Origin of the sequence: Alloalcanivorax gelatiniphagus (genome assembly GCF_005938655.1) — a bacterium.
Lineage (GTDB): Bacteria > Pseudomonadota > Gammaproteobacteria > Pseudomonadales > Alcanivoracaceae > Alloalcanivorax > Alloalcanivorax gelatiniphagus.
Window position 1 is genome coordinate 136,170 of record NZ_VCQT01000038.1, and the last position, 13,352, is coordinate 149,521.

Here is a 13,352-nt window from a genome sequence, read left to right on the forward strand (position 1 = left end):
AATGGCTTTGAAGAAGGTGCTGATCGCCAACCGTGGCGAGATCGCGGTGCGCATCTGCCGCACGCTCAAACAGCTGGGCATCGCGTCGGTGGCGGTGTATTCCGACGCCGACCGCAACAGCCAGCATGTGGCCGCCGCCGACGAAGCGGTGGCCCTGGGCGGCCAGACCGCGGCGGACAGCTACCTGCGCAGCGACCTGATTCTGCAAGCGGTGAAGGACACCGGCGCCGACGCGGTGATCCCCGGCTACGGCTTTCTCTCCGAGAACGCGGATTTCGCCGAGGCCTGCGCCGCCCAAGGCGCGGTGTTCGTGGGCCCGACCCCGGACCAGCTGCGCCGCTTCGGCCTCAAGCACGAGGCCCGCGCCCTGGCGGAAGCCGCCGGCGTGCCCCTGGCCCCCGGCACCGGCCTGCTGCAAAGCCTGAATGAAGCCAAACAAGCCGCCGCCGAAATCGGCTACCCGGTGATGCTCAAGAGCACCGCCGGTGGCGGCGGTATCGGCCTGAGCCGCTGTAACGATGAAGCAGAGCTGGTGGATGCGTTCGAATCCGTGAAGCGCCTGGGGGAAAGTTTCTTCTCCGACTCCGGCGTGTTCATCGAGCGGTTCGTGGCCCGCGCCCGCCATGTGGAAGTACAGATCTTCGGCGACGGCCAGGGCAAGGTACTGGCCCTGGGCGAACGGGAATGCTCCCTGCAACGGCGCAACCAGAAAGTGGTGGAAGAAACCCCGGCGCCCAACCTGCCGCAAGCTACTCGTGAAAAACTCCACGACAGCGCCGTGCGTCTGGGCCAGTCGGTGAACTATCAGTCCGCCGGCACCGTGGAATACATCTACGACGACGAGCGCGACGAATTCTATTTCCTGGAGGTGAACACCCGCCTGCAGGTGGAACACGGCGTCACCGAATCGGTGTTCGGCGTGGACCTGGTGGCCTGGATGCTGCAACTGGCCGGCGCAGAAAGCGTGCCCCTGGACCAGGACTATCAACCGGACGGCCACGCCATGGAAGTGCGCATCTACGCCGAGGACGCGCTCAAGGACTTCCAGCCCAGCCCCGGTGAACTCACCGAGGTATCTTTCCCGGACAGTATCCGCCTGGACGGCTGGGTGGACACCGGTACCGAGGTCAGCCCCCACTACGACCCGATGCTCGCCAAGGTCATCGTGCACGGCGCCGACCGCGCCGCCGCCCTGAACAACATGCGCGACGCCCTGGCCGCCACGCGACTGTCCGGCATTGCCACCAACCTGGATTACCTGCGCCAGATTCTGCGCGACCCGGCGGTGGCCGAAGGCAAAGTCTCCACCCGCTACCTGGAGACGTTCCAATACCACCCCACCGCTTTCGAAATCGTCGACCCGGGCACCTACACCACGGTGCAGGATTACCCGGGCCGCGCCGGCTATTGGGACATCGGCGTGCCGCCGTCCGGGCCCATGGACGACTACGCCTTCCGCATGGGCAACCGCATCGTCGGCAACCACGCCAGCGCCGCCGGCCTGGAAGCCACACTTGTGGGCCCCACCCTGCGCTTCCATAGCGATACGGTGATCGCCCTTACCGGCGCCGGCTGCGACGCCACCCTGGACGGCGAGCCGGTGGCCCTGTGGCAACCGCTGGCGGTAAAAGCCGGCCAGACCCTGACCACCGGCAAGGTGACCAGCGGCTGCCGCACCTACATCGCCGTGCGCAACGGCATCGACGTGCCCGACTACCTGGGCAGCAAGTCCACTTTCGTGCTCGGCCAGTTCGGCGGCCACGGCGGGCGCACTCTGCGCAAGGGCGACGTGCTTGCCATCTGCCAGCCGCAGCTGGCCGGCTGCCCGACACCGGCGCCGGAACATGAACCGGCGGCGCCGGATGCCGCGCTGATTCCGGACTACCCGCAGCAGTGGGAAATCAAGGTGCTGTATGGCCCCCATGGCGCCCCGGACTTTTTCACCGAGGAAGCCATTGAGGAGTTCTTCAGCGCCGACTGGCAGGTGCACTACAACTCCAACCGCCTGGGCATCCGCCTGGTGGGCCCGAAACCGAGCTGGACCCGCACCGATGGCGGCGAGGCCGGCCTGCATCCGTCCAACATCCATGACTGCGAATACGCCGTGGGCAGCGTCAACTTTACCGGCGACTTCCCGGTGATCCTTACCAAGGACGGCCCCAGCCTGGGCGGCTTCGTCTGCCCGGTGACCATCGCCAAGGCGGAGCTGTGGAAGGTGGGGCAACTGAAACCCGGCGACAGCATCCGCTTTGTGCCGATGGCGTTCGATGAGGCGTTGGCGTTGGAGAAGGCGCGGGATCGTGCGATTGAGATGTTGGAGGCGGAAAGCGCCGGGGGGGAGCCGGGTACCTTGGGGGGATCGCGACTGAAGTCGCTCCTACAGAAAAAAGCGACGTCGGCGACGATGTTGGCGGAGCTGGACGCCACTGATCTGGCGCCGCGTATCACCTACCGGCAGGCCGGCGACAAATATATTCTGATCGAGTACGGCGACAACGTGCTGGATCTGGACCTGCGCTTCCGCGTCCATGCCCTGATGGAAAACCTGAAGGGCGATAAGGTGGAGGGCATCCTGGAATTGTCCCCCGGCGTGCGCAGCCTGCAGGTGCACTACGATTCCCGGGTGATCCACCAGGCCGATCTGGTGAAAACCCTGCTGGACCGGGAAGCCGCCATCGGCTCCGTGGCCGACATGGTGGTCACCTCCCGGGTGCTGCACCTGCCCCTGGCGTTCGAGGACAGCGCCACCCTGGACGCGGTGAAACGCTACCAGGAAACCATCCGTGGCGAGGCCCCCTGGCTCCCCAACAACGCGGAGTTCATCCGCCGCATTAATGGGCTGGACTCGGTGGAGCGAGTCAAGGAGATCGTCTACCAGGCCAGCTACCTGGTGCTGGGCCTGGGCGACGTTTACCTGGGCGCCCCCTGCGCCGTGCCGGTGGACCCGCGCCACCGGCTGATGACTTCCAAATACAACCCGGCGCGCACCTACACCGCCGAAGGCACGGTGGGCATCGGCGGTGTCTATATGTGCATCTATGGCATGGACTCCCCCGGCGGCTACCAGCTGGTGGGTCGCACCCTGCCAATCTGGAACAAGCACCTCAAGAACCGTCAGTTCAAAACCGGCGAACCCTGGCTGCTGCGTTTCTTCGACCAGGTGCGCTACTACCCGGTGAGCGAGGACGAGCTGGCCGGCATGCGCGATGCCTTCCGCGAAGGCCGCCTGGACGTGGAAATCACCGAAGAGGAATTCTCGCTGGCGGATCACCACCGCTTCCTGAACGAGATCGAACCGGAGATGGTGGCCTTCCGCGATAACCAGCAGGCCGCCTACCAGAAGGAAGTGGCCCGCTGGCAGGACGAGGACGCGCAAATCGAATCCGCCCTGCTGGGCGGTGGCGGTGCCGACATCGGCGAGGTGGACGGCCACCTGGTCAGCGCCGAAATCAGCGGCAACGTCTGGAAGCTGCTGGTGGAAGAAGGCGCCACCGTGGAGCAAGGCCAGACCCTGGTAATCGTGGAAGCCATGAAGATGGAATTTGAAATCACCGCCAGCGCCGCCGGCAAGATCACCGGCCTGCACTGCAAGCCCGGCGCCATCATCAACGCCGGCGACCCGGTGGCGGTGATCGACACGGAAGTGGCCTGAAGGAGCCCCCATGAAGATGGTCTTGAAAAATCAGACGCGGGAAAATCTCGCCGAACGTATTTACCGCCAACTCAAGCAGGACATCTTCGACTTCCGCCTGCTACCCGGCGACCGCTTCAGCGAAAACGAAATCGCCGAACGCATGGGCGCCTCCCGCACCCCGGTGCGCGAGGCCCTGTTCCGGCTGGAACGGGAAGACTATGTGGAGGTGCTGGCGCGCAGCGGCTGGCAGGTTAAGCCCTTCGACTTTGAATACTTCGAGGAACTCTACGACGTGCGCACGGTGCTGGAATGCGCCGCCGTTCGGCGCCTGTGCGAACAGGACACCCCCTCACCACAGCTGGAAGCGCTCACTACCCTGTGGAACACGCCACAGGCGCAACGCCCAAGCCAGGTGGGGCCGGTATCCGCCCTGGACGAACGCTTCCACGAAATTCTGGTGGAAGCCGCCGGCAATCAGGAAATGGCGCGCATCCACCACGACCTCACCGAGCGGCTACGCATCATCCGCCGGCTGGACTTCACCAAACCGCCGCGCATCGACGCCACCTACCAGGAACACGCCGCCATCCTCGACGCCATCGCCCACCGCCGGGTGGAACAGGCGCAAATGATGCTCCGCGCCCACATCGAAGCCAGCCGCAACGAAGTGCGCAAGATCACCCTGCACATGCTCCACGAAGCCCGCGCCCACGGCCGCGAAACCACCCCCGCCGAGGTCCCCGGCGGCCCCGCCGGGGTCGGACCACGATAACCCACTGTTTCTTAACGATTTCGGCTCCTAAAACAGCGTCCATCGGCGGTTAGAGGAGCCGTGTTTTCCCGCGCCCACCGGCTAATCCGGCGCTCTGTTCTCGTGCCAGCAGAGCAGCCCATCCGCTTCCAGCTTGCCCAACTGCTGGGTCATGTCTTCAAACTAAGTGACCGCAGCATTCAGTCACTCGCCATCGGCTAACCGAAAGCGCTCTTCGTCCCGGAGCGTGAGCACCTCAAAGCCGTCCGCCGTTACCGCGATGGTGTGCTCCCACTGGGCGGACAGGCGTTTGTCGCGGGTGACCACGGTCCAGCCGTCGGGCAGGGTGCGAACCGCCGCCTTGCCCTGGTTGATCATCGGCTCGATGGTGAACGTCATGCCCTCGCGCAGCACGGTGCCGGTGCCGGCCTGGCCGTAATGGAGAACCTGCGGGGCCTCGTGCATTTCACGGCCGATGCCGTGGCCGCAATACTCGCGGACCACGGAATAGCCGTAGCCCTGGGCGTGGGTCTGAATCGCGTGTCCCACATCCCCCAGGGTGGCGCCGGGCCGGACCGCGCGGATGCCGGCCCACATGGCCTCATAGGTGGCGTCGACAAGCCGCCGCGCGTGGGGCGACACCTTGCCGATCAGATACATCTTGCTGGAGTCGGCGATAAAGCCGCCCTTCTCCAGGGTGATGTCCACGTTGATGATATCGCCGGACTTAAGGGTTTTCTTCGCCGACGGTACGCCGTGGCACACCACCTGATTCAACGAAGTATTGAGGGCATACTCAAAGCCGTACTGGCCCTTGCTGGCCGGGCGGGAACCAAGCTCATCGACGATGTAGCGCTCTACCCGATCATTGATTTCCAGCGTAGTCAGACCGGCCTTCATCCAGCCGTCCATGTACGCGAACACCGACGCCAGCAGGCGCCCGGACTCACGCATCAGCGCCAGCTCTTCCTCGGTCTTCAGGATCGCGTCAGCCACCGGCCACCCGCCGGATATCCACCTCAGCCAGTTTCAACTGTTCGCGCACGATCTCGGAAAAGGACAACTCAGGGTTGGCCTCCGCCAGCATGCCGATCTTGATCCAGAACTCGGCCTGGGCGTTGATGGAACGCACCATCACCGAACTGGCCTTGCGGATCTCCTCGTGGAGTTCGTCGCTGATCTTTACGATACCCATGGCTCAACCTGAATATACGAAACGTATATGAATCATATATTCAAAGGGGACCAAGGAGCAACGTGGAATCGGTGAATCAGGAACGGTCACAACGTTCGGATTCTTCAATCGCCTGTTCAAGCAAGTCGATCATCTTCCGCGCCTCGCTGGTCGACATAAAGAAAGGTGCGGTTTGATACGTTATCGGAGCAGTAAACACCATATTCAAGCGTATAGCGGGAAGCCTCGGCTGGCCGCGAAGCCGAAAAGCCTCGATCCGCATCCTGCTCTTGATCAGAGGCGGCGATGACATGCAATCATTGACCGTCCCCACCTGTTTCAAGATGGTTCCCTCGAAGGTGGTTTTCCTGAACCATTTGATAAACCGATTCATAGCGCCTACTCCCTGATTTCCAACCCATGGCCTTCGGCCAGTGGCTGAAGCGCTTCCTGGTCGCCGTGGATTTCCCACTCCAACCAATTGCTCCACTCCAGCACCAATTCGAGGCTGTCTTTTCGGAGGGTATAGCTGTCGAAGTCGATGCCCTTGTCGAAGGCCAGCGGCGGGTATTGCTTAACCTGCTTCCAGCCGTCGCGCTTGAGTGCCATCAACAGCTCGTTGCCACGCTCGGTATCCAGGTGTATTACTTTCATTTGCTACCGCCGCGCCTCCATGTGCCCCTGGAAAGACGACGTCACAAGGTGCCCCCGGCTAACGATAAGGTCTGCCGCCTTCTTTAGTGGGCCAACCATAAATCTTGACGTGGTTTACAAGCCGGTCTTTTTCCGACTGTTGCTCCGAAGATAGTTGGTAGCCACCCCACTCTTCGGTGAAATAATGATCGTGGGGGAAGTCACCGGACTTGGCGCGCTCAGCAAGCTTAAGCAGTTCTTTCGCCAGGAACGCCAGGCCCTCGGGATCCCCATGGATCGAGACCTGTTCGCTGCTCTCGTCGATTTCGAACGTCAGCAAGTAATCCATCATCTTCGCACTCCCCCCCAAATGGAACCGTCCTGAGCAACGCCAGACCGCGCGGCCCTGTTTCTAACCCCGGTACAACAGGTACAGCCGCTTGATCTCCCTACCGCTGCACTCCAGGACCACCACCTGATCGTCGTTGAATCTGACTTCGGCGATATTGCGCTTCTTCGAGTAGAACGAGCCGGCGACGGCGAGGACGATGGCGATGATCACGCCGATCAAGTTGAACAGCAGCCCCAGCAGCACACTGAAAAGCAGCAGGCCGATAATAAATCCGACCACGCCGAACTTTCTTTCCTTGACCACACGGCCGGATACTGACGCCAACTGACCCGCGCGGTAGGTCACTTTGTTCGCCCCATTGATCACCAGCGTGTCATTGTTGCCAATAGAGGCCGAGCCGCGCACCCCAAAATTGCCACCAACTATTTTCATTTTTCTCCCCAAGCTACCCTTGGCGGCCAGGCCGTTCTTTTAAGGCTTGACCAAATCCGATTTTCAGGCAAAACGCCCGGGGCAGATTAAAGACGTGACCGGCTTCACAAGTCAACACCTGCAAACCCGGCTCGAGTGGAATCCGGTCCGGTGATTTTTTGAATAAAGGCGATGCGGTTCGCCACGGAAACCCGGGGTACTTCCACTGTCCGGTAGCCCCACTGCGTGTACCAACGGCTCATTCCCTGGAACACTTCCACCGCCTGCTCGAAGCTCTGGTCCCGCTCCGCGTCGGTGCCGTAGATGTCTTCCCAGGGGGGCAGGAGGAACACGGTGTTGTTATAGGGAAAGCGCCGGACCAGAGCGGCCACTTCCTCCCGAGTAATGGCGCACGCCTGATCAAGCATATAAAGCGCGTCCGGCACACCGCGATCAAAGAAGGTGACGCCGTCATGGGCCTGGGCCACCCGGTACTGCTCCATGTCCGAGGCCAGGATTTCCCGGGCGAAGGCCGCCGGCTCCGGCCGGGGCGGCAGCCCTTGGCCCAGCCGGGTGCGGATGATCCGCCGGGCCGCCTCGGGAGCCACCCGGACCCCCTGCTGCGCCAGCGCGTCCAGCAGGGTGGTCTTGCCGCCGCCGGGCCCTCCGGTGATTACGAAGGCTCGGTTCATGCTTGCTCTCCATGTTGGTGCTTTGGCGGGGAGATCTATGGTGCAGGCTTATCCTTGATGATATCCGCCAGCAGATCGGCCAGGTTCTCGGGTTTGAAGGTCTCGGGCCCCGCGGTGCGCATTGCCTCCAGCGACCACCACTTCCATCGCTGGATGGTGGCCTTTTCCTCGTCGGTCCAATCCGCCGCGAACACCCGGGCGGCCTCGGGGCAGCGCACCAGGTAATAGCGCTCACGCCACAGCGCCGGCTGCGAGCGGGCAACCGCGAACACCGCCTCGCGCTCCATCACCAGCGGTCCAATTTCCTCGCGCAGACCGGTCTCTTCGTATAGCTCCCGGCTGGCCGCCTGCAGGTAGGACTCACCCGGCTTCAGCTCGCCGCCTGCCGTGGCCCAGAAAGCCGATGAGGTATGCTCATCCCGGTATTGAAACAACAACAGGTCATTCTGCTCGTTCAAGAGCATCAACCTGGAGCAGTAACGAACTTCCATTACTCACGACCTCTAACGGATAAAAAAATCTGGCCGCCCCATGAGCACTGGAGCTCAGCAGGACAGCCTTCTCAAACAGGGGGTATCGGGGAGAGACCAGGCCACAGCGGATTGATAGCTACCTGATTTCTGGCGCGTTCTTCTTCAGCGCCTCGAGGAGCCGGGGAATGTCGAGGCCACGGTCGCGAAGGGACTTCGGCACCACGTAGTAGAGCTTCGGCATGATAAGAATGAGTATGTACTTGTCATTCTGCCGCCATTTATGAACCGAGTCCCAGCGGACCAGTGCCGTGCCGTCCGGAGAAGAAACCTCCACGCCTTCTTCCTTCAGTTCGATCGCGAACTCAGCCTGAATGGCCTTATATTTGTCGTAGTGCCGGCCCAACATAATCGGCGTGATGAACAGCATCATCACCGCGAACAGCAATAACCACCCCACCGCGCCGCCGACAATGGCACCGACCAAAGAGGGAGGCGCAAAAGCAGCCGTAATGGCCAGGACAATAAAAATCAAAGCGCACACGACCACCAACTTCAGCGTGGGCCGGGAGTGCAATCGGCCCGCCGCTATGTAGTCCTTCCTGGAAACCCGATAAACCACCCGTTCAGACATTTCTTCAGCACCTCACCCGGTCCATAATGTGTTTCTTCACCTCATCAAAGTCCGCCATGTTCGGCAACACAGACGAGACGATGGTGAACTTTCCCTTACGGTGGAAAATATTGAGGAAAACGGTGCCCTTGACCGCTTGCACCGAGACTTTCTCAACATCGTTAAACGGCACGGTGATTATTTTTTTGCTGATACCGCTCTTGGGCGCTCTGACGTATTCATCAGTGAGCACCAACTCTGCCTTTGACTGCACGCTCTTAATGGCCAACAGCACACCCAGCGCCGAAAAGGCCACGAACAGCACGGTTATCAACCAGTAGAAAACCGTGGCGCCGGTTGTCGACATCTCGACAATCCCGTTAAGGACCAGGCCGCTGTCGTTCTGGTAGGAAAAATAGCCCATGAATCCGGCGAAGACACCGAAAAACAGCACGACGAAAATGGACGAAAACAGCCTGGGTTTGTAGGGGTAACGTTTTTCAATCACGTCCATATCAAAACTTCCGGGGTCGGACCACCACAACCCATTGATTTTATTCCACCTTCTGCTTAAAAAGCGCCTCTCTGAGAGGTTGGAAGGCTCTTTTTGCAGGCGAAAACCCACACGCCCACCGATATCGCGCTAAGGCCCGCACCGCCACTGGCCCGGCCAGGTCCGTTGCGCGCCATCGGCCCGGTCATAGGTCAAGGTGGCCGGCCGTGGCGGTGACTCGCCGCCTTCGGTGGGCTTACCGGTGACCTGGACTTGAACCGTCTTGCCTTTGCCATTAAAGGTCGGGGAGTCCGTGATACCGTCGAAGCCACCCGGCGCGGAGACGGGCTCCACATAGCCGGCCACCTTGACCACGCCCCGGGCCGGCTCCGACGACGCCACATTGCCCATGGCGATCAACAGCACCTGCCCATCCTCGGTGGTGAACTGGCATCCCAGTTCGCCGGGCAGCTCCGCCTGGCGCATGTCTTGCTCGGTCAGGGCATTCAGCGTAATCGCCGAACCGTCACCGCCCGTGGTCTCGGAGGCGGCCGCCTGTTCCGGGGTTGTCGCGTCCGCCGCGCCCTCCTCGGAGGAAGGCTGGGTCGATGAGGGATTCGCCGGCTCCGAACCGCCCTCCGAGGACGGATCCGAGCAACCGGCAATCAAGGTGATGGCCAGAGCAGCGGCCGACAGAGCGCCGGAAAGTCCGGCTGTACGCAGGGAAAACGGCATAAGGGTTCCTCCTTGAAAAAAGCGAATCGCCGTACTGTATAGGGATTTGCCCGGCACATTTCCACCGACTCAGTCGAGGCGTTCGCAATTTTTCGACCAATCCCGCCGGGACAGGCTGTACAGGCAGTGCCGACGCAATAGGCTGGTTTCAGGCAGCGCCGGGTGATCGAAGTCCCTGCCGGTATCCGTCATCCCGATTCTTTCCATAACGGCGCGGGAGCGGCGGTTTTCAAGCACGGCAAAGGACACGATCTCTTCCAACTCGAGTTGCTCGAAGCCCACCTGCAACGACGCTTCGGCCGCTTCCGTGGCATAACCATTGCCCCAGTAGGGCCGAGCCAACCGCCATAGGACCTCTACGCAGGGGGAGAACGGCAAATCATGGCGGGGGATATGAAGGCCGGCGATGCCGATCAACGCCCCACTCTCCAGCAGCTCGACGGCCCATATCCCCCAGCCCCTCTCCGCGATAAGTTGCTCGCATGTCCGCGCCATCAGGTCACTCTCGGAGCGCTCCAGAGTGCCCGGGAAGAACCTCATCACTTCCGGGTCAGCACACATACCGGCAAAGGCACTCAGGTCACGCTCGGCCCACTGGCGGAGATGCAAACGCGGGGTGACAGGCTGAATGATCTGGCTCACCGGAATCCCTTCCAGCAACGATACAAGCCGGCAATATCAGACGAACACAGCAGCGGCATGGCTTCCTTGATGTGATCCAGCGGCCAGTCCCACCACGCCATCTCCAGAAGCATGGCGATTTCCTGCTCGGAGAAGCGCTTCCTGAGTGGCTTCGCCGGGTTGCCACCGACGATGGTATAGGGCTCCACGTCCTTGACCACCAAAGCGCGGCTGCCGATCACCGCGCCATGGCCGACCTGGACGCCGGGCATGATCATGGCCTCCGAGCCGATCCACACATCGCTGCCGATCACCGTGTCGCCGGCCCGCTGGAAAGCATCCGTGGATGCCGCGAACGCCGGCTCCTCCTGCATATAGAAGAACGGGAAAGAGGTTGCCCAGTCATATCGGTGGCCCTGATTGCCGGCCATGATAAAAGCCGCCCCGGACCCGATGGAGCAAAAACTGCCGACGATCAGCTGGTCCACGTCATCCCGGTCCGGCAAAAGATAACGGGCGCAATCGTCGAATGAATGGCCATGGTAATAGCCGGAATAGTAGCTGTACCGCCCGACCTTGATGTTGGGGTTCTGGACCTGGTCGGAAAGAAACTTGCCCTTGAAAGGGCTTTCGAAATAGTTATTCATGACACTCACAAAACAATAATCTGCCCGGATACTGCAGGCCCATCCGGCGCCCGCCCGCTACTCCGGCCGATGGCAGACGGCTTCGATATTGTTGCCGTCCGGATCAATCACAAAGGCCCCATAGTAGTTCTCATGGTAGGAGGGACGCAGACCCGGCTTACCATTGTCCACGCCGCCCTTTGCCATTACCTCCTTATAGAAGTCATCCACCTGCCGGCGGGACCCGGCGGCGAACGCCAGGTGCCTTGGCGTCCAGGCTTCCCGGGTTTCGATGACCCAGTAAGATGGCTTGCCATTGATTCCGAAACCGCATCGCCTCTGGGTGGGGAAATCCTGGTTCCATTCCGCCACGAATTCAACTTGGAGCGAATAGCCCAACGCCGAAAACGCCGCCTCATAGAATGCCTTGGTGGCCGGGTAATCCGTGGCATAGGTACAGATATGATCAAACACACACTCTCTCCTTGCTCTTAACCCTGAATCGAGACCGCCACAGCCCCTGGCAGCAGTGACAGGGGCTAAGCCGCTCGGCAAAGGCGCACGTCCATGGTCGCCGCCGGGGCCATTGTACCGGTTCAGCGCGGCTTGGGAGGGGCAGCCATCGCCTCGGCGGCAGCCCGGGCCGGCGGCGTGACCGAGGAAAACCACTGCACGGTCAGCATGCCCGTGAGCACCAGCGCGACACCCACCAGCCGGCCGACTCCGATTTCTCTCACCGGCAGGTTCATCCAGCCGAAGTAGTCCAGCAGCAACGAGGCGATCAACTGCCCGGCGACCACGCACACAATAAAGCTGGTGGCCCCCACCCTCGGCACCAGTATCAACGCGGCCGACACATAGACCGCGCCGGTGATGCCGCCGAACCACACCCACACCGGCAACCGCCCCAGCTCCCCCACGGCGGGCAGCGGCACCCGCATCGCCAGGAGGATGGGAACCACAATAAGCATGCTGACGGCCAACGACACCAGGGTGGCCCAAAGCGGGTGACCCAGCGCGCGGCCCAGTTCAGCATTACTGCCAGCCTGAAGCGGCACCAGCGCGCCGGCCACCACCGCCACGGCGCCAAGCACCAGCCCGGTCATGGATAAGTTCATAGCGAGACTCCCGATAGGACCTGAAGAGGCTCTCATCTTTCATGATTCTAATAGCGAATTGAAATCACACTTTTTATTCCATACTATTCGCCACATGAATACTCTGAGGCGTATTGATCTCAACCTGCTGGTCACGCTGCACGCGTTGTTGATGGAAAAACACGTGTCCCGGGCGGCGCTGCGCCTGCACAAAAGCCAACCGGCGGTCAGCCATGCATTGGCCAGCCTGCGGCGGATCTTTGACGACCCCTTGCTGGTGCGCCGGGCCGGCGGGCTCGAACTCACGTCCCGGGCCTCCGAACTGCTCCCGCCACTGACGGAAGCGCTGGACCGGCTCGGTGCTCTGATAGAGCAACCCGCCTTTGACCCCGCCGCCGCACAACGGGTGTTCAAGCTCGCCATGTCGGACTACGGAGCCCGTGCGATTCTGCCCGGCCTGGCGCCGCTGTTAAGGAGGCAGGCTCCGGGGATTGATCTTCAAGTCCGCCAGGGTAGCCGAGCGTCGATGCTCGCTGACGTCGACGAAGGCGATATCGACATGGCCTTTGGCGTTTTCCCCCAGGAACTGCCCACCGAAATACGCACCCACACCCTCTTTATCGAGCACTTCACCTGTGTGGCCGACAAAAAGACGTTGCCGGAAAGCGGCGACCTCGATAAAACCCAATGGCTTGCCCGACCCCATGTTCTTGTGGCCATGCAAAGCACGGAAAACAACGAAATAGAGAAGGCACTGAGCCGCGCGGGCGTCAGCCGCCGGGTGGCGCTGGCCCTGCCCCACTGGGGCGTCGCTACCCAGGTAGTAGCGGACACGGACTTTATCCTGACGGCGGCGCGCCACAGCTTTGATCTGTTTCTGGATGACCCGCGGCTTCAGTTCTTTACGCCACCGTTCCCCATTGACCCCTTTGAGTTCAACATGATCTGGCATTCCCGACGGGAGAGCGACCCGGGCCACAACTGGCTGCGGCAAACGATCATTGGCCTGCTTCAGGACGCCGGCCCGTAAGCCCTGGCATCACCCCGCCG

General features: G+C 61.7%; 18 protein-coding genes. 3 read left to right on the forward strand and 15 right to left on the reverse strand.

Translation table 11 applies throughout. From position 1 onward, the window contains the following. Position 1: 1 nt before the first annotated feature. A complete protein-coding gene (uca, locus tag FGS76_RS12935; protein ID WP_138773071.1) occupies positions 2–3,652 on the forward strand; it encodes an urea carboxylase in 3,651 nt (1,216 codons plus the stop codon). Between the two features lie 16 nt (positions 3,653–3,668). After that, positions 3,669–4,406, forward strand: coding sequence for a GntR family transcriptional regulator (locus FGS76_RS12940; protein ID WP_205717260.1), 738 nt, complete (start codon positions 3,669–3,671; stop codon positions 4,404–4,406). Between the two features lie 183 nt (positions 4,407–4,589). Here FGS76_RS12940 and map read toward each other — a convergent pair whose 3' ends face one another. The 15 genes from map to FGS76_RS13015 form a co-directional block, all read right to left on the reverse strand. After that, positions 4,590–5,381, reverse strand: a complete 792-nt coding sequence (map, locus tag FGS76_RS12945) for a type I methionyl aminopeptidase (protein WP_138773073.1) — start codon at positions 5,379–5,381, stop codon at positions 4,590–4,592. Then, positions 5,374–5,580 (reverse strand): ParD-like family protein, encoded by a 207-nt coding sequence (locus tag FGS76_RS12950; RefSeq protein WP_138773074.1) that lies wholly within the window; start codon positions 5,578–5,580, stop codon positions 5,374–5,376. Before FGS76_RS12950 ends, map begins: the two co-directional genes overlap by 8 nt. Positions 5,581–5,656: 76 nt before the next feature. Further along, positions 5,657–5,953 (reverse strand): hypothetical protein, encoded by a 297-nt coding sequence (locus tag FGS76_RS12955; RefSeq protein WP_138773075.1) that lies wholly within the window; start codon positions 5,951–5,953, stop codon positions 5,657–5,659. 5 nt (positions 5,954–5,958) lie between these two features. Next, positions 5,959–6,213 carry a hypothetical protein gene (locus FGS76_RS12960; protein ID WP_138773076.1) on the reverse strand — a complete coding sequence of 85 codons (255 nt, stop codon included), beginning with the start codon at positions 6,211–6,213 and terminating at the stop codon, positions 5,959–5,961. Positions 6,214–6,271: 58 nt separating this feature from the next. After that, positions 6,272–6,544, reverse strand: coding sequence for an Imm32 family immunity protein (locus FGS76_RS12965; RefSeq protein WP_138773077.1), 273 nt, complete (start codon positions 6,542–6,544; stop codon positions 6,272–6,274). Between the two features lie 60 nt (positions 6,545–6,604). Then, entirely contained in the window at positions 6,605–6,976 is a 372-nt protein-coding gene (locus tag FGS76_RS12970) for a hypothetical protein (protein ID WP_138773078.1), read from the reverse strand. A gap of 104 nt (positions 6,977–7,080) precedes the next feature. Next, positions 7,081–7,647, reverse strand: coding sequence for an AAA family ATPase (locus FGS76_RS12975; RefSeq protein ID WP_138773079.1), 567 nt, complete (start codon positions 7,645–7,647; stop codon positions 7,081–7,083). A 35-nt stretch (positions 7,648–7,682) separates the two neighbouring features. Further along, on the reverse strand, positions 7,683–8,111 hold the full coding sequence (locus FGS76_RS12980; protein WP_240692540.1) for an NUDIX hydrolase: 429 nt from the start codon (positions 8,109–8,111) through the stop codon (positions 7,683–7,685). Positions 8,112–8,256: 145 nt separating this feature from the next. Continuing rightward, the gene (locus FGS76_RS12985; protein WP_138773081.1) at positions 8,257–8,751 is read right to left on the reverse strand and encodes a YcxB family protein; all 495 of its coding nucleotides are present in this window, start codon (positions 8,749–8,751) and stop codon (positions 8,257–8,259) included. A gap of 4 nt (positions 8,752–8,755) precedes the next feature. Beyond that, complete coding sequence (locus FGS76_RS12990) at positions 8,756–9,244, reverse strand: hypothetical protein (protein ID WP_138773082.1); 489 nt, start codon at positions 9,242–9,244, stop codon at positions 8,756–8,758. Between the two features lie 129 nt (positions 9,245–9,373). Beyond that, complete coding sequence (locus FGS76_RS12995) at positions 9,374–9,958, reverse strand: hypothetical protein (protein WP_138773083.1); 585 nt, start codon at positions 9,956–9,958, stop codon at positions 9,374–9,376. A gap of 69 nt (positions 9,959–10,027) precedes the next feature. After that, a complete protein-coding gene (locus FGS76_RS13000) occupies positions 10,028–10,600 on the reverse strand; it encodes a GNAT family N-acetyltransferase (protein WP_138773084.1) in 573 nt (190 codons plus the stop codon). Beyond that, entirely contained in the window at positions 10,597–11,226 is a 630-nt protein-coding gene (gene catB, locus FGS76_RS13005) for a type B chloramphenicol O-acetyltransferase (protein WP_138773085.1), read from the reverse strand. Before catB ends, FGS76_RS13000 begins: the two co-directional genes overlap by 4 nt. A 57-nt stretch (positions 11,227–11,283) precedes the next feature. After that, complete coding sequence (locus FGS76_RS13010; RefSeq protein ID WP_138773086.1) at positions 11,284–11,679, reverse strand: VOC family protein; 396 nt, start codon at positions 11,677–11,679, stop codon at positions 11,284–11,286. A 122-nt stretch (positions 11,680–11,801) separates the two neighbouring features. Next, the gene (locus tag FGS76_RS13015) at positions 11,802–12,323 is read right to left on the reverse strand and encodes a DMT family transporter (RefSeq protein ID WP_138773087.1); all 522 of its coding nucleotides are present in this window, start codon (positions 12,321–12,323) and stop codon (positions 11,802–11,804) included. A 94-nt stretch (positions 12,324–12,417) separates the two neighbouring features. Here FGS76_RS13015 and FGS76_RS13020 point away from each other — a divergent pair, with 94 nt between their 5' ends. Continuing rightward, positions 12,418–13,332: a LysR family transcriptional regulator gene (locus FGS76_RS13020; RefSeq protein ID WP_138773088.1), complete on the forward strand. Its 915-nt coding sequence runs from the start codon at positions 12,418–12,420 to the stop codon at positions 13,330–13,332. Positions 13,333–13,352 lie beyond the last annotated feature (20 nt).